Source organism: Bacillus sp. FSL M7-1020 (genome assembly GCF_038050415.1).
Lineage (GTDB): Bacteria > Bacillota > Bacilli > Bacillales > Bacillaceae_G > Bacillus_A > Bacillus_A toyonensis.
The window spans coordinates 4,119,450-4,145,156 of the sequence record NZ_JBBOTW010000001.1 but is presented as its reverse complement, the minus strand read 5'-3'; the positions used below and the strand labels follow the sequence as shown (position 1 = coordinate 4,145,156).

The following is a 25,707-nucleotide window of genomic DNA, read 5'->3' as shown; positions in this document are numbered from 1 at the left end:
CTTTTCTTATTGAACGATATTTTGTACTCTACCGACTTGCCCGTCCTGCAATCGCACTTTAATGCCATGCGGATGGGAAGGGGAGTTTGTTAAAATATCTTTTACAATTCCACGTGTTAATTTGCCTGTTCGTTGATCTTGTTTTAATACAATATCAACTTCAAGACCGGGTGCGATATTAGAACGTTTTTGTCCGTTCATTTATACACCTGTACGTCTACGTTGGTTGTTTGTTTTTTTCGTTTGTTGGTTTTGTAATTTTTTCGTTTCTTGGCTTTGACTTTTTGCATTTTGGCCATTTCCATTTCCTTGCTTTTTCTTAGCAAGTTGTTCGCGCATTAAATCAGCTAAGCTTACTTTTTTATTCTCTGACATGATAAGTCTCCTTTATATAAAGTTAATTATGAACAATCGTAGTGAATTTCATCATATCATTGTTAAGGAAGGAAGGGAAGTTGGTTTGAAAATTCATATAATTGTTTCCAGTCTGTAGTAGTTACGATACAATTGAATTGTTAACGTTTGTAAAAAGGGGATAGAAATATGTCACATCATATTTTATTAGTTGAAGATGATATCTCAATTCAAGAGATGGTGGAAAAGTATTTAATAAAAGAGGGCTTTCAAGTTACAATCGCGTCTGATGGAGAAGAGGGAGTAAATACATATTTAAAAGGTTCATTTGATTTGATTATCCTCGACATTATGATGCCAAAGCTAGATGGCTTAGAGGTTGTACGAATCATTCGAGAAAAAAGTGCCGTTCCAATTTTAATGATGTCAGCAAAAGATACAGATGTTGATAAAGCTGTTGGATTAGGACTTGGGGCAGATGATTACATTTGTAAGCCATTTTCTATGATTGAATTAGCTGCACGTGTAAAAGCGGGTATTCGGAGGTCTACAAAATATTCGACTACGGAAACAACAGAAAAGATGATTCAGATTGGTGATTTAACAATCGATCCAATTAATTTTACTGTAGAAAAAAACGGGAACCCTCTCAAACTTACTTTAAAAGAATTTGAGATTTTAAAACTGTTCGTAAAGAATCAAAATCGTGTATTTACAAAAGCACAAATCTATACGTTAGTTTGGAATGAAGAATATTACGGTGATGATAACGTTATTAATGTTCATATGAGAAGATTGCGTGAGAAAATTGAAAGTGATCCATCTAATCCAGAATATATTAAAACGTTATGGGGCATCGGCTATAAGTTGGAAGTGATGTAATATGACCAATCTGTTAATGGGCATTATTTTTATATTGTTATGTATCATTTACATACAATATAAGATGAGAAAAAATAGTAGCAAAAACTTACGATACACATATGAAAAATTAGAAAGTATTGTAAATGAAAAAACAGGCGAGACGTTACTCGTTATGACAGATGATCTAGAATTGCAAAAATTATTAGTGGCAATTAATCAATTATTAGATGCAAAACAGAAAACGAATGCAGATCATGCAAAAGTAGAAATTTCGATGAGAAAAATGCTTTCAAATATTTCGCATGACTTGAAAACACCACTAACAGTTATTCTTGGATATACAGAAATGTTAAATAAGGATAAAACGATAAGTGAAGAAGAACAGAAAATATTACTTGAAAAGGTTCATATAAAAACGCTGGAAGTGATGGAACTAATTCATAAGTTCTTTGATTTAGCAAAATTAGAATCTGGTGACAAGGCAATAGAGATAACAAAAGTAAATATGAATGAAGTTTGCCGCGAGAAGATTTTATCTTTTTATGATTTAGTGACGACGAAAGGATTTCATGTTCATATTGATATACCTGAAAGAAATATATATGCACTTGGAAATACAGAAGTATTAGGCAGAGTGTTAAATAATTTAATATCAAATGCAATTACATATGGAGAGGCTGGAAAGACACTCGGTATGACGTTAAGAGATGATGAAACGAGTGTGTATATAGACGTATGGGATAAAGGAAAAGGAATTGATGAATCTCATATTGATAAAGTGTTTGAACGTATGTATACACTTGAAGACTCAAGAAATAAATTGTACCAAGGAAGCGGCCTGGGATTAACGATTACGAAAAGGCTTGTGGAAGCGATGGATGGAAAGATTCATCTTTCTAGTAAGCCATATGAAAAAACGATTTTTACAGTTGTATTAACAAAGATGAAGTTTTAGCTTGTAGAGAAGTAAATTCTACAAGCTTTTTTTTCAGCGTAAGGAATTTGTAAGGAACGAGTAAGAAAAAAGAGATTTCCGTTGTCTATTATAGAAATATAGAGCAGCGCGAAAGGGGAAAATGACATGACATATATATTAAAAACGAACCAGTTAACGAAAGTGTTTAAAGGAAAAGAAGTTATTTCTAGCGTTAACATGCATGTGAAAAAAGGAGAGATATACGGTTTCTTAGGACCGAATGGTGCTGGTAAAACAACAATTATGAAAATGATTGCAAATTTAATAAAACCGACGAGCGGCGATATTGAAATTTTCGGTGAGAAGTTAACAGACACATCTTATGAAGTATTAAAAAGAATGGGAACAATTATCGAATATCCAATCTTTTATGATAAATTAACGGCGAAGGAAAACCTAGAATTACATTGTGAATATATGGGCTATTACGATAAAAACGGCATTGATCATGCTTTACATTTAGTGAAACTACACGGCATAGACAATAAAAAAATAAAAGATTTTTCATTAGGGATGAAACAACGACTCGGTATTGCAAGGGCAATCGTGACAAAGCCAGAATTGCTCATTTTAGATGAACCAATTAACGGTTTAGATCCAATTGGTATTAAAGAGTTACGAGACTTATTTAAAATGCTCTGCAAAGAATACGGTATTACATTATTAGTTTCTAGTCATATTTTAGGTGAGATGGAACTAATGGCGGATACAATTGGTGTGATTCAAAATGGAAAACTAATAAAAGAAGTTTCAATGAAGAGTATTAACGGAAAACAAACAGAGTACATTGAAATCACTGTTCCTGATGTGAAACGTGCAGCTTATATTTTAGAAGATAAACTTGGTATAAAAAACTACAAAATAATGAGTGGAACCATGATTCGTGTGTATGATACGTCAGCGTCTCAGCAGGCCATTTCAAAAGCACTTATTATGAACGATGTGGAAATTGAAAGTATTAATAAGAAACATAGTTCCTTAGAAGAATATTTCTTAAATGTAATGGATGGAGAGGGTATTCATGCTTAATGAACTGTGGCTGAACCTGGTAAGTGGATTTATCGTAATGCTAATAAGTGGAATTTTATATTATAGGAAACCAGAGCGGAAATGGTTGTTAATTCTACTAGTGATAGGAATGTTAAGCGTAGTTACTGCTGGAATTAGAATGTTAGCAGTGTAGAGACAGGTATATAAAGAATGGAGGCGTGGTTTATATGTTTAAATTAATGAAGCTCGAATGGAAGAAACATCAATTATCTAGTTACTTTAAAAGTGTAGCAATTTGTATTATAGCAATTTTCGCTGTAGTAAGCCTTATGGCATTGGGAATGAAAGCCGAGGGAGACGTGCTCTTCTCTGACTTCACACAGAACATGGCTTTAGCAAATATTTTTATTAGGATAACATTCATTATTTTTAGTTCGGTCATTTTATCACGTTTAGTAATTGATGAGTATAAGAACAAAACGATACAACTATCATTTATGTATCCGCTACAAAGGAAAATGCTAATGAGTGCGAAATTAACAATTGTTTTTTGTTTTTGTTTTGTGAGCACGATTATCGCGACTTTCATTATTAGTTTGCTCGTATATTTTGTGAGTCCAATGATGGGACTGATTGAAACACCTGCTACGATAGGTGAAATAATAGCTATCGTTCCAGGTACTATTATAAGTGCATTTATGATATCTGGGATAAGTTTAATTCCTTTGTTTTTTGGAATGAGAAAGAAATCGACACCGACAACGATTACTTCGGCAGTAATAATTGGTATGCTGATTAGTGGTAACTTTGGTTCTGGAAACGGTCAAGTAAGTATGTTTGATTTTATAGCTATCCCAATCGTGCTCTGTTTATTAGGAATTTTCATTAGTTATCTATCGTTTCGTAAAATCGACAAGATCGATGTGGCGTGAAGCAAGCCTAAAACAAAAAACGAACTGGGGTATGAATGGTGAAAAAAATAATAGTAATTGCAATATTATTCATTACAATTGCTAGTATAGTTTTTGGTATTAAGGTATTTCAGGGGAAAGATTTTAAGAAAGAAAAGTCTTTTGAAATCAATAATATAAAAGAAATAGAAGTAGACAATGAAAACTGGGATATTGAATTCAAAAGTACAGACGCTAATAAAATAGTAATTTCCGCTCAAGGTGAACAAGCAGATAAAGAGATAGATCCCGTCAAAATAGAAAATGATGAAAATAAACTTGTGATTAAGCAAAAACAAAAGGTGAACAGATTTTTTTATGGTTTTACGTTTAGGAAGAAAAATAGTATATCTATAGCTATTCCGAAGAAAGAAATAGATAAAATTGTATTAAATAATAAATCGGGTGATGTGAAAATAAACGATATAGTAGTAAAAAGCATCGTGACAAGAGGCAAATCTGGAGATGGAATGATTACAGGACTATCGGCAGAGAAGGGTGAATTTACATCCGAAAGCGGGGATTTAATGTTAAAAGATAGTTCATTACAAGAAGTAAATATAACTTCCACTACTGGTGATAATTATGTAAAAAATGTAAAAAACGAAAATATGAACATCACTTCAACATCTGGGGAAGTATTACTGAAAGATATGACAGAAGGAAAATCATTATTTGTAGAAACAAAATCAGGGGATATTGGCGTACGGTATAAAGGTGTCCCGGCATCATTGAAGCTTATGGCTAAAAGTAATTCGGCTGACGTAATAGTGGATTTAAAAGGATTTAAGAAAGATAAAAGTACAGAAAAAATAAAAGAAGGAACTATTGGTGAGGCAAAAAATGAAGCGAAGATTTTAAATGAAACAGGAGTCATTTATATTGATTAAATCTTAGGAGGAAGGAGGATACTATCATGCTACATTTAATGAAGCTAGAATTGAAAAAGTTTAAGCTTGGTTGGTACGTGAAGAGAGCAATTATTGCAAATATTGTTATACTGGCATTAATAATCTTTGTGAGCATCATCGCTCAAGTAGAAGGTGATGCAGAAATAAGGAATCCAGAGACGATATTGTTAATGGCTAGCACAATAGTAAGAGCAACGTTTATTGTTTTTGGTAGTGTATTAATCGCAAGGCTAATAATTGGTGAATATAAAAATAAAACAATACTACTTATGTTTTCTTATCCTATTAATCGGAAGAAATTGATGATTAGTAAGTTGGCTATTGCAGCAATAGTAACATTTATAACAGTTATTGTATCTAACATTTTAGTAGTAGGAGTTTTCTTTGGTATAGATAGTTATTTTTCAATTCTTCCTAATTCATTTACAGTAGATCAATTGATGCAAGAAGGAATAAAACTGGTTCCTTTAGCCGTTGCAACTGCGGGAATGAGTTTAATCCCATTATATTTTGGAATGCGTAAACGTTCAGTGCCAACTACAATTGTTTCATCTCTTATCGTTGTATCAATTGCAATGAATGGCAACCCAATGTTTCCTATAGCAACTTTTCTTCCCCTTCAACTAGCACTCGCAGCAATTGGAGTTGTGATTGCATATTACGGAATTAAAAATATAGAGAAGGAAGATATAACTGTATGACAAGAATAAGAAAAAAGAGTTGGCGTTACACCAACTCTTTTTTGTATATGTATGCTTCGTTACTACTCTGTAAATTTAGAGTGTGTGCTTAAATACTCTTGCACTCCTGGAGAAATGTTAAAGTTATTAGGACTTTTATATTCGATAGTAAACTCTCCGTCGGTACTTGTTTCAAAGGAGATTGCATGGCTATTCATTTTAGCATCGTAAGAAGTATTTTTGACTTCTGCATCTAGATTAAAATATTTTGTAATATATTCTTTTGATTCCGTAATTGCTGCTTGTTTTCCCCAAGGGGTGCCATAATAGGTGAAATAAAGAGATACACTAATCACTCCAATAATAGAAGTTAGTAAAATAGTTCCCATAGCTATTTTTTTATTTTTTGTATTCAATTTGGTTACTCCTCTTCGTAATATGTATTCATTTTAATCTATCTTTTCCATAAAACAACCATTTAGAAAAAATAGTTTCACATGAAACAAGTTACAGAAAAAGACAAGATGTGTAAACACCTTGTCTTTTTTTGTTTTTACATTTTAGGAACTTCCATTCCAGCGGCAGCCCATTCTTCTTTTGCAGGACCATATACGCCAGGAACTGTTAAGCCAGCTTGCCTCATTAAAACCGTCATTTGTCCGCGGTGGTGATTTTGATGATTAATAAGTGTCATTAAAAATATAGAATTCGGCATAGGACGACCAAAGAAATCATTAATCGTTGCTAAATCTTTATCATTCCATTCGTTTTGAAGTGCTTCAACGAAAGCTGCATTCACTTTATGGTATTCATCTGCAATTTTTTTTGCAGAAGTTGGAACAGGATAATCTTTCGTTTCTCCTTCAAACTTTAGGCCTGTGCCAGATAGTATAACAGGAATTGCCGTTACGATATGCCAAGCAACTCTTCCTAATGTCCAATGCCCAGGCGCAATTTCTTGTGATAAAGATGCATCGGTTAATGAATTAAGCATTTTCTGAGTAGACTCTGCTTCGTAAGTCCATGATTGAAAGAAGCCTTCAATTGTTTGGTACATTGTTATCCCTCCTATTTTTGTTCATAGATTAAATTCGTGAGAGATAATATAATCCCTGTTCCACAAGAAATAATTAATTAAGTATTTGCTACAATATGAAAACAATTAGAAAATATTTGTAAAAGTGTCAGGAAACGAATGTGTTCATTCGTATATATAATGAATAAAGAAGGGGATAAAGAGTGGTGATAAGGGTGAAGGATATAGAAATAGTAGAAGGTCTTCGAAAACAAGACATGTTAGCATTACATACAGCAATTGATCGATATGGGGATTTAATTTATAAGGTGGTTCATAGTGTTTTAGATACGGCACAGAGCAAGGTATTAGTGGACGAATGTGTTGACGATATTTTATTAATCGTTTGGTACAACATTAGTAGTTATGATGAAAATCGTGGGAAGTTTAGAAACTGGCTTATATCTGTCGCTAAGTTTAAAGCTATTGATTATAAACGAAAAAGTAATAAGGCTTATCAATTACAAGAGCTTCAGCAAGAAATATATGAAGATAGAAAAAATGTCAATTTAACAAAAGAAGAGCGAGATTATAATTTTTACGTTTTAATTAAAGAATTGAATGAAGAAGATAAGAAAATTTTTATAAAAAGGTATTTAGATGAATATAGCGTACAAGAAATAGCGCTTGAATTCGGTATGACACGAGATACGGTATATAGCAGGCTTTCAAGAGGGAGAAAGAAATTGAAGAAGCTGTTGGAGGGGGGAAGAAATGAATAAAGAAAAGTTACTTCAGGAATTAAATAACTTGCAGTATAGCGATAATTTTGTAGATGATTATAGAAATGATGAGAAAATAGATAAAAAGAAAATAAATCGTACAAAAGAAGTTGTAACAAAAACAATTTTAATGAAACGTTGTTATGAGGTTGTACAAGAAGAGTTACAGGGAAGCGAAGAGATTTTATATAGTATGCTTGTCGAAAATCCTCGTGTGAAAAATTGGCAGACAGGCACAGCCATGACATTAGGGGTAGACGTTCTTGCGATGAACTTCGGTATTAATACTGTGCTAATCGTTACAAATAAACGGTTGTATGTATTTTTTGTGGATCGTTATTATAATGAAGTTGATATAAAAGTATGTGTATTAAATGAAATAGCTTCTATGAGAACAATATTAGACCGTAAAGGTGGGAGTGAATTTCTACATATAAAGTATAAAAATGATAAGGAGTACGTATTATTGGGAAATGCTGATGATTACAGAGAGTTATTTAAAATGGTAGGTAGACTGAAAGTAGCAAATGGAATAGAACTAAAATTACAGGATAAGAAATTAAAGAGAAAGTTAACTTTAAAACGAAGTGTATTCAATATAATCATGTATGCACTTGTTATGTATATTCTGTACAAAGCTTATATTAATTTTATGCCATAATAGGAAAAGACGGCTTCATATATATGAAGCCGTCTTTTAATTAACTTTCTTCCCACTCTTCCTCATCAACCATAAGAAATAAGGTGCCCCAAGTACAGCAACGACAAGGCCAGAGGGAATTTCTTTCGGATATGCGATTGTACGTCCAAGTAAGTCAGCAACAGAAAGAAGGATTGCTCCAAACAGAGCGGAACAAACGAATAATCTTTGATGATTCATACCAACAACAATTCTTGCTAAGTGAGGAGCGACAAGGCCTAAAAAGGCGATTGTACCGACAGCCGCGATATTTATAGATGCAAGAAGTGTCGCTAGTACAATTAGAGCAAGACGCGTTTTATTTACAGGCTGTCCGAGTCCAGTTGCTAAATCGTCTCCAAGTACAAGGACATCAAGTTGTTTCATTAAGAAAAAGATAATTGGTATAAGAATAAGTGATGGATATAGAATGATATTTTCTAAGTGATTCCATCCTCTTGCATACGTACTGCCTGATAGCCATGTTAAAGCAGCAGCAACATTCAAATTCGCTCTAACGATAAAGATTTGAATAATTGCTGAGCCGAGAGCCGAAATACCAATCCCTATTAAAGCAAGAGCTGTTGGACTAAATCCTGCTTTCCATGAGAAGAAGAGGACAATTCCAACTGCAAGTAGTCCGCCGATAAATGCACCAATTGGTAGGAAGAAACCTGGAAGTGCAGGGAAAACATACATAATAGTTAAAGCACCGACACCTGCTCCAGACGAAATACCAATAATCGAAGGGTCGGCAAGTGGGTTTCGTAATATTCCTTGGAAGACAAGCCCACTTATTGCAAGGCATGCGCCAGCAATAGCGGCAACGAGCATTCTTGGTAAACGAAGGTTCATCATCATATTTTTATCAAATTGCGTTAATTGCCCTGTTATAACATTTGTAATGCTTTCGATATAAGCATTACTACCGATTGTAACACCAAGAGCAATCGTCACAATACAAAGCGTGATAGATATGATGATTACCTTTTTATAAGAGTAATAGCGGGAACTAGCTCCAGCTGCATTCGCACCGTTATCATTCATATATTGTTTCGACTTCATCATACGATACACTAAATAAATAAGCCAAGGTGACCCAATCATTGCTGTGACTGCTCCAACAGGAAGTTCTGCACCAGTTGGATCTATTAATCTACCGACGACATCTGCCCCAAGTAATAATACTGCTCCCCATAAGAATGAGGAAAGAAGAAGAGTAAAGTGTTGCCGGTAACCAATAAGGCGCATTAAGTGTGGTGCAACTAAGCCAACAAACCCAATCGGTCCAACGACAGTGACAATTACTGCTGTTAAAAAGATTGCAGCAATGAAGGCGATAAGACGTGTTACTGCTGTTTTTTCACCAAGAGAAACAGCAACATCGTCACCAAGTAAGAGGATGTTGAGTTTACGAGACATAAATAGTAAAACTAGGAAAGAAATAATGATAAATGGAAAAGCAAATTGAACGCCATCCCAGTTATTTTGGATAAGAGAGCCAGCTCCCCATAAAAATAAACCAGCCGTTTCATTTTCATAGAAAAGCTGCATCGTTCCAGTAAAAGCAGAAAGCATTAATGTAACGACCATCCCAGCTAATGCCATTCTAAGTGGGGTTCCCTTTTTCCCACCAGAAATACGGTATACAAATAAAGCAGTAATAGCACCACCGATAAATGTGAAAAGAAGTGAGTTAATTTGCAGACCTTTCGGTAAGAAAATTGTAGCCGCTACTAGAAAGAAATATGCGCCAGAGTGAATTCCCATTGTACTTGATTCAGCAAGTGGGTTTTTTGTTAATGTTTGCAAAATGACCCCAGATGCAGCAAGAGCACCTCCAGCTAAAATAGCAATTACGGCTCTAGGTAATCGAAGCATGATTAAAGTTTGGTGCTCTAGTGATTGGTTCGGTGAGATAAGAGCATCGATAATCATACTATAGGAAATATTTGCTTGACCTTGTCCGATATGAATAAAGAAAAGGAGGAGCAAGAGAGCTGCTCCTCCTCCGAATACAAGACTTGCTCGAAGTGTATGTTGTAAGCTATTCATCGTGTAATCACTTCTTCGCTGTCATTACATCTGCTACTTGTGTTGCTAAAGATTTTGCAGACTCAGGACCACCGAAAATCCAAGTGTCGCCTTTTAATTTATACATTTTGTTTTCTTTTTTGAACTTTAATTCTTCCCAAGCAGGATTGCCTTTTAGTTGAGTGTCAAAAATGTTATCTTCATCCGCTACAATGTAAATGAAGTTTGAATCTTGTACACTTTGTAATGATTCTACAGTTGTTTGTTTGAAACCATCTGCCTCTGATTTACCCGCTTCAAAAGTGTTTGTTAAACCTAATTTTTTTGTAACTTGTAAAGCTGTAGAATTGTCAGTTAAGATGCGGAATGTTGGCACGTTTTTAGCAGTAAATGCTTGTGCCATTGCAATGTTTTTATCTTTTAAGCCTGCTTTGTCAATTTTTGCTTTTGCATCAGCAAATGTTTTATCCATATCAGCTAATACTTTTTTACCTTGTTCTTCTTTTCCAACAGCTTTTGCAATTTGTTTAAATGTTTCTGTCATTTCAGCAAAATGATCGTTGTTGCTAGTTGATGGATCAAACATAACTGTAGGAGCAATTTGCTCTAATTCGTTTTTAATTGCTTTACCGCGGAATGATGCTGTGATAATTAAATCTGGTTTTAGACGGCTAATTTCTTCTAAGTTTGGTTGTTGACGTGTCCCTACATCTACAACATCTTTACTCGGTTTTGTTTTTGTATTTACCCATTTATTATAATTCTTAATGTCTGCCATCCCTACTGGCTGAACACCAAGTGCTAATAAGTCTTCTGAATATACCCACTCAAGTACAACAACTTTTTTCGCTGGTTTATCTAACTTCGTTTCCCCTTCAGCGTGTTTAATTGTTATAGTTTGATTTTTATTGTCCGCTTTTGTTTCCTTTTTCTCCTCTTTTTGCTGTCCGCATCCAACAGCGAATAGAAGAATTACTATGAAAATACTGAGAATTTTCTTCATCTTCTGCCCCCAAATAAATTATTTAATTTGCAATGTACGATATTGAAAATCGTTATCAATTACAACATCCAAATCATACTATGATGATATTTTAAGTGTCAATATATTTTTAAAATTTTGACGAAAAATAACGAATTATACAGATTTCAATATATGAGGTTGAAATCTATATGTATATGAAAATGCAGAAAAGGAATTTCGTTTAAGCAGGAAGGCGAATGTACAAGCAAAAGGGAAGGGTGTCGCATGTAATAATTATTAGAATGTACGGAATAAAGTATTTCTTTATTATTGGATAGTTGTTTTATAATTCGTTGTTTGTACTGAAAAGATTGAATTTGAAGGAAGGGATCAACATGTCTTCATGGCTCAATAATACAAATGGATATTGTGGGTGTAATAATCAAAATGGTGTACATGTTGATTCATGTTGTTTTAGTTGCGATGGGACAGTACCTAAGCTTGGTCCAACAGGTCCAACGGGGGCAACAGGTTCAACAGGAGCAACCGGTGATACAGGCCCAACAGGAGCAACGGGAGCGACAGGGATAACAGGAGCAACGGGTCCAACAGGAGCGATAGGAATAACAGGAGCAACAGGTCCAACGGGGGCAACAGGTTCAACAGGAGCAACCGGTGATACAGGCCCAACGGGAGCAACAGGAATAACAGGAGCAACGGGAGCAACAGGTCCAACAGGAGCGACAGGAATAACAGGAGCAACAGGTCCAACGGGGGCAACAGGAGCAACAGGAGCGACAGGTTCAACAGGAGCAACGGGTCCGACGGGAGTAACAGGTTCAACAGGTTCAACAGGAGCAACGGGTCCGACGGGAGCAACCGGTGATACAGGCTCAACAGGAGCAACGGGAGCGACAGGGATAACAGGAGCAACAGGAGCAACAGGAGCAACAGGTCCAACGGGGGCAACCGGTGATACAGGCCCAACAGGAGCAACCGGCACAAGTATAACGGCAACATACGCATTTGCAAATAATACGTCGGGTACAGCAATATCGGTATTACTTGGTGGAACAAATGTCCCGCTTCCAAACAATCAGAATATCGGTCCAGGTATTACAGTGTCTGGGGGGAACACAGTATTTACGGCTGCAAATGCAGGGAATTATTATATTTCATATTCGATTAATATAACGGCTTCATTATTAGTCAGTTCGCGAATTACAATTAATGGGGCACCGCTTGCTGGGACGATCAATTCCCCTGCAGTAGCAACCACATCGTTTAGTGCAACAATTATTACGACTCTTGCGGCGGGGAGTGCAATTAGTTTGCAATTATTTGGCTTGTTAGCTGTTGCGACGTTATCAACGACTACTCCAGGAGCGGTATTAACAATTATAAGACTAAGTTAAATAATAACTCTCTTACTCTTTTAAGAGTAAGAGAGTTTGTACATATAATAAGAAGTTAATGAGGTAAGGCATAGTTATATAAAAGTCAGAATATTATGATTGTAACGTTGTTATGACTATAATATAATGAAAACAACTATCATGAATGAACATTCATTTATTTTTTATGTATTTGAAGGGGGAATGAAGGTGGAAAAACCTTGGTTAAAAAGTTATCCAGAGGAAATTCCTAGTACTATTTCTTATGATATTCAGCCACTTCATGGATATTTAGAGAAAATAGCTTCTCGTTATCCAGAAAAGAAAGCGCTTCATTTTTTAGGTAAAGATGTTACATTTTCAGATTTCCATGACAAGGTAAAGAAGTTTGCGAATTATCTGCAAAGTCTTGGTGTTGAAAAGGGAGATAGAGTTGCAATTATGTTGCCGAATTGTCCGCAATCTGTAATCGGTTATTATGGTACTTTGCTTGCCGGGGGGATTGTCGTACAAACGAATCCTCTTTATACAGAAAGAGAGCTTGAGTACCAACTTCATGACTCTGGGGCAAAAGTCATTCTTTGCCTTGATTTAGTGTTTCCGAGAGTTACTAATGTTCAAAATGCCACAAAGCTGGAGCACATTATCGTAACTCGTATTGCAGATTTCTTACCATTCCCTAAAAATTTACTTTATCCATTTGTACAAAAAAAGCAGGCGAATCTTGTTGTGAATGTGTCGGAAAGCGAAACGATTCATCTATGGAAATCAGTAGAAAGGGAAAGTACTGCTGATGTTGAGGTTCCCTGTGATCCTGAAAATGATCTAGCTCTTTTGCAGTATACGGGGGGAACGACAGGATTTCCAAAAGGGGTTATGCTGACGCATAAAAACCTCGTTTCGAACACTTTAATGGGAGCACATTGGTTATATAATTGTAAAGAGGGAGAAGAAGTGATCCTTGGTGTCCTTCCGTTTTTTCATGTATACGGAATGACAGCTGTAATGAATTTAAGTATTATGCAAGGGTATAAAATGGTGCTTATTCCGAAGTTTGATATGAAAATGGTTTTTGAAGCAATTAAAAAACATAAAGTTACACTATTTCCAGGAGCGCCGACCATTTATATTGCTCTATTAAATAGCCCTCTTTTAAAAGAATATGATATTTCTTCTATTCAGGCTTGTATTAGTGGCTCTGCACCGCTTCCTGTAGAAGTACAGGAGGAGTTTGAGAGCGTTACAGGTGGTAAACTGGTAGAAGGTTATGGATTAACGGAGTCATCACCCGTTACACATGGGAATTTCTTGTGGGAAAAACGTGTGCCAGGAAGTATTGGGGTACCGTGGCCAGATACGGAGTCAATCATCATGTCACTTGAAACAGGAGAGGCATTACCTCCAGGTGAAATCGGTGAAATAGTTGTTAAAGGCCCACAAATTATGAAAGGGTATTGGAATAAGCCAGAAGAAACGGCGGCTGTATTGCAAGATGGCTGGCTTCATACAGGTGATGTAGGATACATGGATGAGGATGGCTTTTTCTATGTGAAAGATCGTAAGAAAGATATGATTGTTGCTAGCGGTTTTAACGTATATCCTCGTGAAGTAGAAGAAGTGTTATATGAACACGAAAAGGTGCAAGAAGTAGTGACGATCGGTGTTCCTGATCCGTACAGAGGGGAAACTGTAAAAGCATTTGTTGTTTTGAAAGAAGGCGCTGAATGTTCTGAAGAGGAATTAGATCAGTTTGCACGTAAATATTTAGCGGCTTATAAAGTACCGAAAGTATACGAGTTTAGAGATGAATTGCCGAAAACGACAGTAGGGAAAATTTTGCGCCGCGTCCTAATAGATGAAGAGAAGAGGAAGAATGAGGATGAGCAAACGGGCTAAGGCCCTTTCTTTTTGAAAAAATAGGATTGACACTTTTCTAAATAGTCAGTATTATAAGAATATGAATGACTATTCATTCAGTCATCTTCTTGAAGGGGACAGTAAAGTGAAGAAAAATAGACCGAAATACAATCAAATTATTGATGCGGCAGTCATTGTGATTGCAGAGAATGGATACCATCAAGCGCAAGTTTCTAAAATTGCAAAGCAAGCTGGGGTAGCTGATGGCACGATTTATTTATATTTTAAAAATAAAGAAGATATATTAATATCCTTATTCCAAGAGAAGATGGGAGAATTTGTTGAAACAATTCGTCAAAAAACAGCAGGAATTGAAAGCGCTGTAGCGAAGTTATTCATGTTGGTAGAAACGCACTTCTTGCTGTTATCACAAAATGATCCTCTTGCTATCGTTACGCAATTAGAGCTAAGACAGTCCAATCAAGACTTGCGCCTTAAAATAAATGAAGTATTAAAAGGCTACTTACAAGTTATGGATGAAATTTTAGAGACAGGAATAAAGCAAGGTGAGTTTCAGGCGGACTTAAATGTTCGTGTGGCAAGACAAATGATCTTTGGAACAGTAGATGAAGTTGTGACCAATTGGGTAATGAGCGATCATAAGTATGATCTGGTCGCACTTTCAAAAACGGTACATGGGCTACTTATTGCGGCTTGTGGTTATCGTCAATAATGGGAGGGATCATGTTGAAATTCCTATCTGTAAGAGTTGAAGACCATATTGCGGTGGCGACGTTAAATCACGGGCCAGCGAATGCGATGTCTTCACAAGTTATGCATGACGTTACTGAGTTAATTGATCAAGTGGAGAAGGATGATAACATTCGTGTTGTTGTTATTCACGGTGAAGGGCGCTTCTTCTCAGCTGGAGCAGATATTAAAGAATTTACATCTCTTACTGAAGCGAAGCAAGCGACAGAATTAGCACAGCTTGGACAAGTTACATTTGAGCGTGTTGAAAAATGTTCAAAACCAGTTATCGCGGCAATTCATGGAGCGGCACTTGGCGGCGGCCTTGAGTTTGCTATGTCTTGCCACATGCGCTTTGTAACTGAAAGTGCAAAACTTGGTTTACCTGAATTAACACTTGGATTAATTCCTGGTTTTGCAGGTACACAGCGCTTACCACGTTATGTTGGGAAAGCGAAAGCTTGTGAAATGATGTTAACGAGTACACCAATTACTGGTGCAGAAGCATTAAAATGGGGACTTGTTAACGGAGTGTTTTCTGAAGAAACACTTTTAGACGATACACTTAAAGTTGCAAAACAAATTGCTGGAAAAAGTCTAGCAACAACTCGTGCTGTGTTAGAGTTATTGCAAACGACAAAATCGTCTCATTATTACGAAGGTGTACAGCGCGAAGCTCAAATCTTCGGTGAAGTATTTACGAGTGAAGATGGAAGAGAAGGTGTAGCAGCGTTTTTAGAAAAACGTAAGCCTTCGTTTAGTGGTAGGTAGTTCAATTATTTTTTTAATATAAATTAACAGAATTTTAAAATTGATAGAATCTTTCTGAAAAAATAAGGGGGTAAATGGAATGAACATCTACGTACTCATGAAACGAACATTTGATACAGAAGAAAAAATCGTAATTAAAAACGGTGCAATTTACGATGGCGAAGCGGAATTCATCATCAACCCTTACGATGAATATGCGATTGAAGAAGCAATTCAAGTAAGAGACGCACAAGGTGGAGAAGTTACTGTCGTAACAGTTGGTGGCGAAGATAGTGAGAAAGAACTTCGTACAGCATTAGCGATGGGCTGTGATAAAGCGGTATTAATTAATATTGAAGATGATGTTGAAAATGGCGATCAGTTTACAACAGCAAAAGTACTTGCTGAATATTTAAAAGATAAAGATGCAGATTTAATTTTAGGCGGAAACGTTGCGATTGACGGTGCATCTGGACAAGTTGGTCCACGCGTAGCTGAAGCGCTAAATATTCCGTACGTAACGACAATTACAAAACTTGAGATTGATGGTACAAACGTGAAGATTGAGCGTGACGTTGAAGGTGATACAGAAGTTATTGAAACGTCATTACCAGTTTTAGTAACAGCACAACAAGGTTTAAACGAACCGCGTTATCCATCGCTTCCAGGTATTATGAAAGCGAAGAAAAAGCCACTGGAAGAAGTAGAATTAGATGATTTAGATTTAGAAGAAGATGATGTGGAAGCAAAGACAAAAACAATTGAAATCTATTTGCCTCCTAAGAAAGATGCAGGAAAAGTGTTACAAGGCGAGCTGCAAGATCAAGTAAAAGAACTTGTATCGTTGCTCCATACAGAAGCGAAAGTAATCTAATAAAATACGAAATTATATATGCAGGAGGGAAAATCTATGGCTCGTAAAGTATTAGTAATGGGTGAAGTTCGTGACGGATCGCTACGTAACGTTTCGTTTGAAGCGGTAGCAGCAGCAAAAACAATTGCAGAAGGCGGTGAAGTGGTAGGTCTTCTAGTTGGAGACAGCGTTGCCTCTTTTGCAAATGAATTGATTCATTACGGTGCAGATCGCGTTGTGACAGTTGAAAATGATAAATTAAAATCATATACATCTGATGGTTACGCACAAGCGTTTTTAGCTGTATATGCTGAAGAAAAGCCAGAAGGTATCGTATTTGGACATACAGCACTTGGTAAAGATTTATCACCAAAATTAGCAGCGAAACTTGAAGCTGGTCTAATTTCTGATGTAACTGCTTTAGAAGTTGAAGGTGGAAATGTTATCTTCACTCGTCCGATTTACTCTGGTAAAGCGTTTGAGAAGAAGATTGTAACAGATGGTATCTTATTTGCGACAGTGCGTCCAAATAACATTGCAACTCTTGAAAAAGACGAGTCTCGCACAGGTGACGTGTCTTCTATTACAGTAGATGTGAAAGATTTACGTACAATTATTCAAGATGTTGTCCGTAAAACTGCAGAAGGCGTTGATCTTTCAGAAGCGAAAGTTATTATCGCTGGCGGACGTGGTGTGAAGAGTGAAGATGGATTTAAGCCATTAAAAGAGTTAGCTGATGTACTAGGCGGCGCTGTTGGAGCATCTCGTGGTGCTTGTGACGCTGAGTATTGCGATTACTCATTACAAATTGGTCAAACGGGTAAAGTCGTTACGCCAGATCTATACATTGCATGCGGTATTTCTGGTGCGATTCAGCATTTAGCTGGTATGTCTAACTCAAAAATAATCGTTGCAATTAATAAAGATCCAGAAGCAAGTATTTTCAAAGTAGCTGACTATGGTATTGTTGGTGACTTATTCGAAGTTTTACCTCTTTTAACAGAAGAGTTTAAAAAGTTAAAAGTACATTCATGATTTGAGTACCCTTGAGTTCCAAGTGAAGTACCCCTATATATAGAAAAAGGTGAGGGATCCCCTGTCCCTCACCTTTTTAGTATTTCATCCATATTTTTATATAGTATAAAGGAACATTTTTTTGTTACAATACATAACGATACATATTATTCGCCACGTATATAAGTTAATGATATACTCTTGGTAGAATATACTTGAAGGAGGAAATAAAATGGCAATTATAAACGCAAATGACCAAAGCTTCGCAGCTGAAACTAGCGAAGGTGTTGTATTATTAGATTTCTGGGCACCTTGGTGTGGACCTTGTAAAATGATCGCTCCTGTATTAGAGGAAATCGATTCAGAACTAGGTGAAAAAGTAAAAGTAGTAAAAGTAGACGTTGATGAAAACCAAGAAACTGCTCGTCAATTTGAAGTAATGAGCATTCCAGCTCTTTTCGTATTAAAAGACGGTAAAGTAGTTGATCAAGCGTTAGGTTACAAACCGAAAGAAGCGTTAGTAGAATTAGTTTCTAAACACTTCTAAAAGAAAGAAGCTACCATTTGGTAGCTTTTTTTATTTTCCTTTTTTAAACCTTTCCGTTACAATAAAAGAACGTATGTTGGGTGTTTTGTCATTGTATGTTTTTATTTTGAATTTGCAATGATAAGCATGTAGAAATGGAGGTAGGCGAGTGCACGAACATTTGAAAGAGAAATTGGCTATTTTACCAGATCAACCTGGTTGTTATTTAATGAAAGATAAGCAAGGAACGGTTATATATGTCGGGAAGGCAAAAGTGTTAAAAAATCGTGTGCGCTCGTACTTTACTGGTTCGCATGATGGGAAAACACTTCGGCTTGTAGGAGAAATTGTAGATTTTGAATATATCGTAACCTCTTCAAATTTGGAGGCTCTTATTTTAGAGTTAAATTTAATAAAAAAGTATGATCCAAAATATAATATTCAATTAAAAGATGATAAAACATATCCTTTTATTAAAATTACCGCTGAAAAACAGCCGCGCTTACTCATTACACGTAACGTAAAAAAGGATAAAGGAAAGTATTTTGGCCCTTATCCGAATGCACAATCAGCTCATGAAACGAAAAAACTATTAGATCGCATGTATCCGCTTCGCAAATGCTCAAACATGCCCGATAAAGTGTGTTTATATTATCATATGGGCCAATGTTTAGCACCTTGTGTGAAAGAAGTGACGGAAGAACAAAATAAAGAAATTGTGGATGAAATTATTAAGTTTTTAAATGGTGGACATAAAGAAATTCGTTCAGAATTAGAAACAAAGATGTATGAGGCTTCAGAGAAACTAGAATTTGAACGTGCGAAAGAATTGCGAGATCAAATTGCTCATATAGATGCAATTATGGAAAAACAAAAGATGATTATGAGTGACTTAGTGGACCGTGATGTATTTGGATATGCAGTTGATAAAGGATGGATGTGCGTTCAAGTTTTCTTCGTTCGAAAAGGAAAGCTAATTGAACGTGATGTTTCTATGTTTCCAATCTATGATGAACCAGAAGAGGGATTTTTAACGTTTATCGGTCAATTTTATGAAAACAGCAGTCATTTTAAACCGAAAGAAATTGTTGTTCCAGGAAGTATAGACTCAGAATTAGTAGAGCGCTTTTTAGAAGTTGAAGCGACGCAGCCGAAACGTGGTAAGAAAAAAGATCTTGTAGAATTAGCAAATAAAAATGCGAAAATTGCACTTGAAGAGAAATTCTACTTAATTGAACGTGATGAAGAGCGAACGATTAAAGCTGTAGATCAGTTAGGAAAGCAGCTCGGGATTGAAACACCGTATCGTATTGAAGCGTTTGATAACTCAAATATTCAAGGAACAAATCCCGTTTCTGCAATGATTGCTTTTATCGATGGGAAACCAGCGAAGAAAGAGTACAGGAAATATAAAATTAAAACGGTTCAAGGACCAGATGATTATGAGTCTATGAGAGAAGTTGTGAGGCGCCGTTATACAAGGGCGCTTAAAGAGAATTTACCATTACCAGATTTAATCATTATTGACGGGGGAAAAGGTCATCTGGCAGCTGTAAGTGATGTTCTAGAAAATGAGCTTGGGTTATATATTCCGATGGCAGGCCTTGTAAAAGATGACAAACATAAAACATCCCATTTAATTATTGGGGATCCACCTGAACCGGTGATACTTGAGAGGAATAGCCAAGAATTTTATTTATTGCAGCGCATTCAAGATGAAGTGCATCGATTTGCGATTACATTCCATCGTCAATTACACGGGAAATCTGTCATTCAATCAGCACTGGACGATATTCCAGGAATCGGTGATAAACGGAAAAAGGTATTGTTAAAACATTTTGGTTCATTAAAGAAGATGAAAGAAGCTTCTGTAGCAGAATTTGTCGAAGCGGGTATGCCGAAAAATGTCGCAGAAACAATTTATACGTATTTAACAGATAAGAAGACGTTGTAGTTTACAACGTCTTCTGTTTTTTGGTATAATTTCTGAAGATTTAAAATAAACGCATCTGAATGAAAATACGAAAAAGTCAACTAAACTTATATGTCTAGTTGACTGTAGGTAAGGCTACACTTCAATGAGATCTTTTATATCCCATTTCACAAGAAATGTAATAGAGTCTGAACGTTTTTTCTTTTCTTCGTATGACTCTGCTACGACGTTTCGTTGCTTCTGAATTTGCTCAGCAATGAATCCAGCTTCTAATTGATAAGAAGAATGTCTGTTTTGTTTTTGACGTTCAGCAATGAGAGTGCCTTTAAGTTGGAACTGCATTTCACGACGTTTATGCTCAATAATACTTAAAGTGCCCCAACCAGCTTTTTCAAAGAACTGAATGACTTCTTCAATTGTTTCTAGCGGATATTTTCTTGCAAGGTTTCTACCGGACCAGTATAAAATACCATCTAAATCGTTACCAATTAAATCAGGTAGTAATTCTTCACGTAGCAATTCATAAGCGAAGGCGTTCAATGAAACATCTTCTAAAGATGTTATATCGATTGTATTTTTGCTCACAATATTCCCCTCTTTCTATAGGGCTTATTATATAACATTTCTCATTTATAAAAACAGATTTTTCTTTAGGAAAATCTGAATATATAAGAAGAAAAAAAGAATTGGCAAATTATATGCAAATTATGTATACGTTTTCTTGACGCTTCGACAAAAATAGGAGTAAAATGAACTTGGTATCAAATTATGCTGAAATATTTCGAATAATTTTTTCAGTTTTTCTTATGCCAATAGTGAAAAAACATTATTGTTGTAAATTAATCTGAAAACAGCAGTCAAACATTCAAGGGGGTAATGGGGACATGAAAGGCCGCGAGTATACGTTTCGTAAGTGGCACTCATTAATGGGGGTCATCCCGGTTGGTGTCTTTTTGACGCAACATCTAATTGTAAACAACTTTGCAACAAGAGGAGCAGAGGCTTTTAACAAAGCTGCAGGCTTTATGGAGCTCCTTCCATTCCGGTATGCGCTAGAAATTTTCATCATCTTTTTACCTATACTGTACCATGCTATATATGGCTTATATATTGCATTTACAGCTAAGAACAATGCGGTATCTTACGGTTATTTCCGTAACTGGATGTTCGTCTTCCAACGAATTTCAGGTATCGTTACGCTGATCTTCATTTCTTGGCATGTCTGGGAAACTCGTATTCAAGCAATGTTAGGTAAAGAGGTAAACTACGATATGATGGCAGATATTTTAAACAATCCAGCTATGTTTGCATTCTATTTAGTTGGTGTTGTTTCAACAATTTTCCACTTTGCAAATGGACTATGGACATTCTGCATTAGCTGGGGAATTACAGTGTCTCCACGTTCACAAAGAATCTCTACTTATGTAACATTAGCTATTTTCTTAGGTCTATCTTATGTAGGTGTGAGTGCATTATTAGCGTTCATCGATCCACAGCTAGCAAACCAGTAAGGAGTGGGAGAGCATGAAAGGGAAACTTATAGTAGTCGGCGGTGGCTTGGCTGGCTTAATGGCAACGATTAAAGCGGCAGAAGCAGGAGTAAATGTTGAACTGTTTTCATTAGTACCAGTAAAACGTTCACATTCTGTATGTGCTCAGGGCGGAATTAACGGTGCCGTAAATACGAAAGGTGAAGGGGATTCTCCATGGATCCACTTTGACGATACAATTTATGGTGGGGATTTCTTAGCGAACCAACCACCAGTTAAAGCAATGTGTGAAGCAGCACCTGGTATTATTCATTTAATGGACCGTATGGGTGTTATGTTCAACCGTACGGAAGAAGGACTTCTTGATTTCCGTCGTTTTGGTGGAACACAACATCACCGTACAGCATTTGCTGGTGCAACAACTGGACAGCAATTACTATACGCATTAGATGAGCAAGTACGTCGTCACGAAGTAGCAGGACTTGTAACGAAATATGAAGGTTGGGATTTCTTACGAGCTGTTGTTGATGATGAAGGTGTGTGCCGAGGAATCGTTGCACAAGACTTACAAACTATGGAGATTAAAAGTTTCCAAGCTGATGCCGTGATTATGGCAACAGGGGGCCCTGGTATCATCTTTGGAAAATCAACTAACTCTATTATCAATACAGGTACAGCAGCGTCTGCTGTATATCAACAAGGTGCATATTATGCGAACGGTGAGTTTATTCAAATCCATCCAACGGCAATTCCTGGAGACGATAAGTTACGTCTTATGAGTGAATCTGCACGTGGTGAAGGTGGGCGTGTTTGGACATATAAAGATGGTAAGCCATGGTACTTCTTAGAAGAGAAATATCCTGCTTACGGAAACCTTGTACCTCGTGATATTGCAACGCGTGAAATCTTTGATGTTTGCGTAGAGCAAAAACTAGGTATTAACGGTGAAAACATGGTGTACCTAGATCTTTCTCATAAAGATCCGAAAGAACTAGATATTAAACTTGGTGGAATTATTGAAATCTATGAGAAGTTTACAGGAGATGATCCTCGTAAACTACCAATGAAAATCTTCCCAGCGGTTCACTATTCAATGGGCGGGCTATGGGTTGATTATAAGCAAATGACAAGCATTCCAGGTTTATTTGCAGCAGGTGAGTGCGATTATTCTATGCACGGTGGTAACCGCCTTGGTGCGAACTCACTATTATCAGCAATTTACGGTGGTATGGTAGCAGGACCGAACGCAATTGAGTATATGAAAGGTCTTTCTAAATCATCTGATGCTGTTTCTTCTAGTGTATATGAGCAAAATGAATTAATCGAAACAGAGAAATTTAACAATATTTTAACGCTTGATGGTAACGAAAATGCATATGTTCTTCACAAAGAGCTGGGAGAATGGATGACAGATAACGTTACAGTAGTTCGTGAAAATAAAAAGTTATTAGAAACAGATGCAAAAATTGAAGAGTTAATGGCGCGTTACAAACGCATTAACATTAACGATACAGCAAGATGGAGTAACCAGGGTGCTTCATTTACACGTCAACTTGCAAATATGTTTGAGCTAGCTCGTGTTATTACAATTGGGGCATATAACCGTAATGAAAGCCGCGGAGCGCATTACAAACCGGAATTCCCAAATCGTGATGATGCAAACTTCTTAAAAACTACAATGGCAAAATTTGAGGGAGAAGGAAATGCACCAGCATTCCATTACGAAGAAGTGGATGTTTCATTAATTAAACCACGTAAACGTGACTATTCTTCAAAACATGATGTAGCTGCTAAGGGTGAAGAGAAGGGGGATAAGCAACATGTCTGAGAAAACAATCCGCCTCATCATTACGAGACAAGATGGACCAGATGCACAAGAGTTTGACCAAGAGTTTGAAATTCCATATCGTCCAAATATGAATATTATTTCGGCACTTATGGAAATTCGCCGTAATCCTGTTGATTCAAAAGGGAACCAAACAACTCCGATTGCATGGGATATGAACTGTTTAGAGGAAGTATGTGGCGCTTGCTCGATGGTTATTAACGGAAAACCACGTCAATCATGTACAGCCCTTATTGATCAATTAGAACAGCCAATTCGCTTAAAACCGATGAAGACATTCCCGGTTGTACGTGATTTACAAGTTGACCGTAGTCGTATGTTTAACGCATTAAAACGCGTTAAGGCTTGGATTCCAATCGATGGTACGTATGACCTAGGTCCAGGACCAAGAATGCCGGAGAAGAAACGTCAATGGGCTTATGAGCTTTCAAAATGTATGACATGTGGTGTTTGCTTAGAATCATGTCCAAACGTAAACAGTAAATCTGACTTTATTGGACCAGCACCGTTATCACAAGCTCGTTTATTCAACTCGCATCCAACAGGTGAAATGCACAAAGCAGATCGCTTACGTGCAATTATGGGAGATGGAGGGCTTGCAAACTGTGGTAACTCTCAAAACTGTGTGCAATCATGTCCGAAAGGTATTCCATTAACAACTTCAATCGCAGCATTAAACCGTGATACAACAATTCAATCGTTCAAAGATTTCTTTGGTAGCGATAATAACTATTAATAAATATGCCTCTTCATTTGAAGGGGCAATATTTATAAGGTTATTTTTCAGTTTATTCTGTATATTAGTAATTGAAAAGGAGAGAAAACGATGAAGAGAATTTCTTATATTGAAGACTTTAAGAAATGGGAAAGTGGTTTTTCGTTTTACAATCCTGTAAAAGTTCGTTTCGGTGAAGTAGATATGTTTGGACATGTAAATAATGTCATTGCTTTTACATATTTTGAAGAAGCACGTATCGCATTGTTTAAAGAACTTGGATTTATGCAAGAATGGACAAATGAATCATCAGAAACGATGATCGTTGTTGCAGATTTACAATGTAATTTCATCAAACAAATATATTTTGATGAGCAGTTGAAAGTATATGTAAAGGCAGCAACAGTTGGGAATTCTTCTTTAGATTTGCACTATATGGTCAAAAATGCAGAAGGGGAAGTTTGTTTAGTTGGACGCGGTATGATGGTACAAGCATCGAAAAAAACAGGAAGAGGCGAGCCATGGCCTGAAGAATGGAAGATGAAATTACTAAAATAATAGAAGAGAATACAAAAATAAGAGAGCGAATCGCTCTCTTATTTTTTATCCTTCATTGCCTCTTCTAATGTTAGATGGTGTTTATATATGTATGTGGCATATGGATTACCAACGTAGCGTAAGTGCCATGGTTCGTATGCGTACTCTGTTGTTTCTGTTTTATCTTCTAAATAACGAATGACAAATCCAAACTCATGGGCGTGTTTTGCAACCCATTTCCCTTCTGTTGTCTCGCCAAAGATTGGTTCTAATTGGAATTTAGCAGATTTTGAGCTAATATCCATTGCTAGACCAGTTTGATGCTCACTTGTTCCTGGAATTGCACTTACCGAATTAGCCTCAGTTTTTCCTTGGCGCTTAATATAGGTATTATGTAATGACTGTTGACGTTTGTAAGAACGGTAACCTGAAACTGCTGTAAGTTCTATCCCCTCGTTTTTCGCTGCTTGGAACATTTTCTCAAGCGCATCTGCAGCATCTTTACGAAGTAATGTTTTCTCTTTATCTTTTGGACTAGTAAATGGTACGTTCGGTTTCTTTAAATCTTCTGGAATATACCCATCTGGTAATTTACGATGTTTATTGACTAATACAAGAGCAGAATCCGGATTTGTTACAACGGAAAAATTATCATCTAGTTTTTTTTCATTATGATCAGCTTTTGGAAAAGCAGGAATCTCTTCTTTTGGATGATTACTATGTTTTTGACTTTCGACAGCTTTCGCCCCATTTTGTAATGGTGATTCAGAACTGAAATAAGCGAAAGATGTGATACCGATTACAATAGTAGCGGCAGAAATAATTATTATTTTTTTCATGATG

The 25,707-nt window shown here is 36.4% G+C and carries 29 protein-coding genes; 21 read left to right on the top strand and 8 right to left on the bottom strand.

Annotated features, from left to right (window positions below; all coding sequences use genetic code 11):
• Window positions 1-6 precede the first annotated feature (6 nt).
• Together MHB70_RS21235 and MHB70_RS21230 are read right to left on the bottom strand one after the other, a co-directional pair.
• Window positions 7-201, bottom strand: a complete 195-nt coding sequence (locus MHB70_RS21235; RefSeq protein ID WP_001014310.1) for a YwbE family protein — start codon at window positions 199-201, stop codon at window positions 7-9.
• Entirely contained in the window at window positions 202-375 is a 174-nt protein-coding gene (locus MHB70_RS21230; protein WP_001293579.1) for a hypothetical protein, read from the bottom strand.
• 168 nt (window positions 376-543) lie between these two features.
• Between MHB70_RS21230 and MHB70_RS21225 the strand changes: the two genes are divergently transcribed.
• The 7 genes from MHB70_RS21225 to MHB70_RS21195 all read left to right on the top strand — a co-directional run bounded on the left by MHB70_RS21225 (window position 544) and on the right by MHB70_RS21195 (window position 5,746).
• Window positions 544-1,236 (top strand): response regulator transcription factor, encoded by a 693-nt coding sequence (locus tag MHB70_RS21225; RefSeq protein WP_000018038.1) that lies wholly within the window; start codon window positions 544-546, stop codon window positions 1,234-1,236.
• Window position 1,237: 1 nt separating this feature from the next.
• The gene (locus tag MHB70_RS21220) at window positions 1,238-2,173 is read left to right on the top strand and encodes a HAMP domain-containing histidine kinase (RefSeq protein WP_061529675.1); all 936 of its coding nucleotides are present in this window, start codon (window positions 1,238-1,240) and stop codon (window positions 2,171-2,173) included.
• A 126-nt stretch (window positions 2,174-2,299) separates the two neighbouring features.
• Window positions 2,300-3,223 carry an ABC transporter ATP-binding protein gene (locus MHB70_RS21215; RefSeq protein ID WP_000221075.1) on the top strand — a complete coding sequence of 308 codons (924 nt, stop codon included), beginning with the start codon at window positions 2,300-2,302 and terminating at the stop codon, window positions 3,221-3,223.
• Window positions 3,216-3,377 carry a hypothetical protein gene (locus MHB70_RS21210; protein ID WP_165497421.1) on the top strand — a complete coding sequence of 54 codons (162 nt, stop codon included), beginning with the start codon at window positions 3,216-3,218 and terminating at the stop codon, window positions 3,375-3,377. Before MHB70_RS21215 ends, MHB70_RS21210 begins: the two co-directional genes overlap by 8 nt.
• Before the next feature lie 34 nt (window positions 3,378-3,411).
• The gene (locus MHB70_RS21205) at window positions 3,412-4,116 is read left to right on the top strand and encodes an ABC transporter permease (RefSeq protein ID WP_061529674.1); all 705 of its coding nucleotides are present in this window, start codon (window positions 3,412-3,414) and stop codon (window positions 4,114-4,116) included.
• 35 nt (window positions 4,117-4,151) lie between these two features.
• Window positions 4,152-5,024 carry a DUF4097 family beta strand repeat-containing protein gene (locus MHB70_RS21200; protein ID WP_061529673.1) on the top strand — a complete coding sequence of 291 codons (873 nt, stop codon included), beginning with the start codon at window positions 4,152-4,154 and terminating at the stop codon, window positions 5,022-5,024.
• Between the two features lie 26 nt (window positions 5,025-5,050).
• Window positions 5,051-5,746, top strand: coding sequence for an ABC transporter permease (locus MHB70_RS21195; RefSeq protein WP_061529672.1), 696 nt, complete (start codon window positions 5,051-5,053; stop codon window positions 5,744-5,746).
• Between the two features lie 62 nt (window positions 5,747-5,808).
• Here the strand turns inward: MHB70_RS21195 and MHB70_RS21190 are convergent, their stop codons facing one another.
• Window positions 5,809-6,141, bottom strand: coding sequence for a YfjL-like protein (locus tag MHB70_RS21190; protein ID WP_001093291.1), 333 nt, complete (start codon window positions 6,139-6,141; stop codon window positions 5,809-5,811).
• Between the two features lie 137 nt (window positions 6,142-6,278).
• Window positions 6,279-6,782 (bottom strand): DinB family protein, encoded by a 504-nt coding sequence (locus MHB70_RS21185; protein WP_000284956.1) that lies wholly within the window; start codon window positions 6,780-6,782, stop codon window positions 6,279-6,281.
• A gap of 185 nt (window positions 6,783-6,967) precedes the next feature.
• Between MHB70_RS21185 and MHB70_RS21180 the strand changes: the two genes are divergently transcribed.
• Both MHB70_RS21180 and MHB70_RS21175 read left to right on the top strand, forming a co-directional pair.
• The gene (locus tag MHB70_RS21180) at window positions 6,968-7,522 is read left to right on the top strand and encodes a sigma-70 family RNA polymerase sigma factor (RefSeq protein ID WP_061529706.1); all 555 of its coding nucleotides are present in this window, start codon (window positions 6,968-6,970) and stop codon (window positions 7,520-7,522) included.
• The gene (locus MHB70_RS21175; RefSeq protein WP_061529671.1) at window positions 7,515-8,183 is read left to right on the top strand and encodes a hypothetical protein; all 669 of its coding nucleotides are present in this window, start codon (window positions 7,515-7,517) and stop codon (window positions 8,181-8,183) included. Before MHB70_RS21180 ends, MHB70_RS21175 begins: the two co-directional genes overlap by 8 nt.
• A 36-nt stretch (window positions 8,184-8,219) precedes the next feature.
• Here the strand turns inward: MHB70_RS21175 and fhuB are convergent, their stop codons facing one another.
• Entirely contained in the window at window positions 8,220-10,256 is a 2,037-nt protein-coding gene (gene fhuB / locus MHB70_RS21170) for a Fe(3+)-hydroxamate ABC transporter permease FhuB (protein ID WP_001087100.1), read from the bottom strand.
• Between the two features lie 7 nt (window positions 10,257-10,263).
• Window positions 10,264-11,238: an ABC transporter substrate-binding protein gene (locus MHB70_RS21165; protein ID WP_000722817.1), complete on the bottom strand. Its 975-nt coding sequence runs from the start codon at window positions 11,236-11,238 to the stop codon at window positions 10,264-10,266.
• Window positions 11,239-11,594: 356 nt separating this feature from the next.
• Here MHB70_RS21165 and MHB70_RS21160 point away from each other — a divergent pair, with 356 nt between their 5' ends.
• The 8 genes from MHB70_RS21160 to uvrC all read left to right on the top strand — a co-directional run bounded on the left by MHB70_RS21160 (window position 11,595) and on the right by uvrC (window position 20,297).
• Window positions 11,595-12,614 carry a BclA C-terminal domain-containing protein gene (locus tag MHB70_RS21160; RefSeq protein WP_061529670.1) on the top strand — a complete coding sequence of 340 codons (1,020 nt, stop codon included), beginning with the start codon at window positions 11,595-11,597 and terminating at the stop codon, window positions 12,612-12,614.
• A gap of 189 nt (window positions 12,615-12,803) precedes the next feature.
• Window positions 12,804-14,489, top strand: coding sequence for a long-chain-fatty-acid--CoA ligase (locus MHB70_RS21155; RefSeq protein WP_000414726.1), 1,686 nt, complete (start codon window positions 12,804-12,806; stop codon window positions 14,487-14,489).
• A 106-nt stretch (window positions 14,490-14,595) separates the two neighbouring features.
• Window positions 14,596-15,183, top strand: coding sequence for a TetR/AcrR family transcriptional regulator (locus MHB70_RS21150; RefSeq protein ID WP_000742218.1), 588 nt, complete (start codon window positions 14,596-14,598; stop codon window positions 15,181-15,183).
• A gap of 11 nt (window positions 15,184-15,194) precedes the next feature.
• A complete protein-coding gene (locus tag MHB70_RS21145; RefSeq protein WP_061529669.1) occupies window positions 15,195-15,971 on the top strand; it encodes an enoyl-CoA hydratase in 777 nt (258 codons plus the stop codon).
• Window positions 15,972-16,050: 79 nt separating this feature from the next.
• A complete protein-coding gene (gene etfB, locus MHB70_RS21140; RefSeq protein ID WP_001029031.1) occupies window positions 16,051-16,824 on the top strand; it encodes an electron transfer flavoprotein subunit beta in 774 nt (257 codons plus the stop codon).
• A gap of 36 nt (window positions 16,825-16,860) precedes the next feature.
• Window positions 16,861-17,838, top strand: coding sequence for an electron transfer flavoprotein subunit alpha (gene etfA / locus MHB70_RS21135; protein WP_000101960.1), 978 nt, complete (start codon window positions 16,861-16,863; stop codon window positions 17,836-17,838).
• A gap of 211 nt (window positions 17,839-18,049) precedes the next feature.
• Window positions 18,050-18,364: a thioredoxin gene (trxA, locus tag MHB70_RS21130; RefSeq protein WP_000974757.1), complete on the top strand. Its 315-nt coding sequence runs from the start codon at window positions 18,050-18,052 to the stop codon at window positions 18,362-18,364.
• 148 nt (window positions 18,365-18,512) lie between these two features.
• A complete protein-coding gene (gene uvrC, locus MHB70_RS21125; RefSeq protein ID WP_000544286.1) occupies window positions 18,513-20,297 on the top strand; it encodes an excinuclease ABC subunit C in 1,785 nt (594 codons plus the stop codon).
• Window positions 20,298-20,411: 114 nt separating this feature from the next.
• On the opposite strand, the gene MHB70_RS21120 is transcribed toward uvrC, so the two are convergent.
• A complete protein-coding gene (locus tag MHB70_RS21120) occupies window positions 20,412-20,861 on the bottom strand; it encodes a YslB family protein (RefSeq protein ID WP_000042215.1) in 450 nt (149 codons plus the stop codon).
• A gap of 299 nt (window positions 20,862-21,160) precedes the next feature.
• On the opposite strand from MHB70_RS21120, the gene sdhC reads away from it, so the two are divergent.
• The 4 genes from sdhC (at window position 21,161) to MHB70_RS21100 (ending at window position 24,885) form a co-directional block, all read left to right on the top strand.
• Window positions 21,161-21,787 (top strand): succinate dehydrogenase cytochrome B558, encoded by a 627-nt coding sequence (gene sdhC, locus MHB70_RS21115; RefSeq protein ID WP_000678354.1) that lies wholly within the window; start codon window positions 21,161-21,163, stop codon window positions 21,785-21,787.
• 13 nt (window positions 21,788-21,800) lie between these two features.
• Window positions 21,801-23,594, top strand: a complete 1,794-nt coding sequence (gene sdhA, locus MHB70_RS21110) for a succinate dehydrogenase flavoprotein subunit (protein ID WP_000676745.1) — start codon at window positions 21,801-21,803, stop codon at window positions 23,592-23,594.
• Window positions 23,587-24,348: a succinate dehydrogenase iron-sulfur subunit gene (gene sdhB / locus MHB70_RS21105; RefSeq protein WP_001291830.1), complete on the top strand. Its 762-nt coding sequence runs from the start codon at window positions 23,587-23,589 to the stop codon at window positions 24,346-24,348. Before sdhA ends, sdhB begins: the two co-directional genes overlap by 8 nt.
• A 90-nt stretch (window positions 24,349-24,438) precedes the next feature.
• Window positions 24,439-24,885: an acyl-CoA thioesterase gene (locus MHB70_RS21100; RefSeq protein WP_061529668.1), complete on the top strand. Its 447-nt coding sequence runs from the start codon at window positions 24,439-24,441 to the stop codon at window positions 24,883-24,885.
• A 38-nt stretch (window positions 24,886-24,923) separates the two neighbouring features.
• Here the strand turns inward: MHB70_RS21100 and MHB70_RS21095 are convergent, their stop codons facing one another.
• Window positions 24,924-25,703, bottom strand: coding sequence for a M15 family metallopeptidase (locus MHB70_RS21095; protein ID WP_000720189.1), 780 nt, complete (start codon window positions 25,701-25,703; stop codon window positions 24,924-24,926).
• Window positions 25,704-25,707 lie beyond the last annotated feature (4 nt).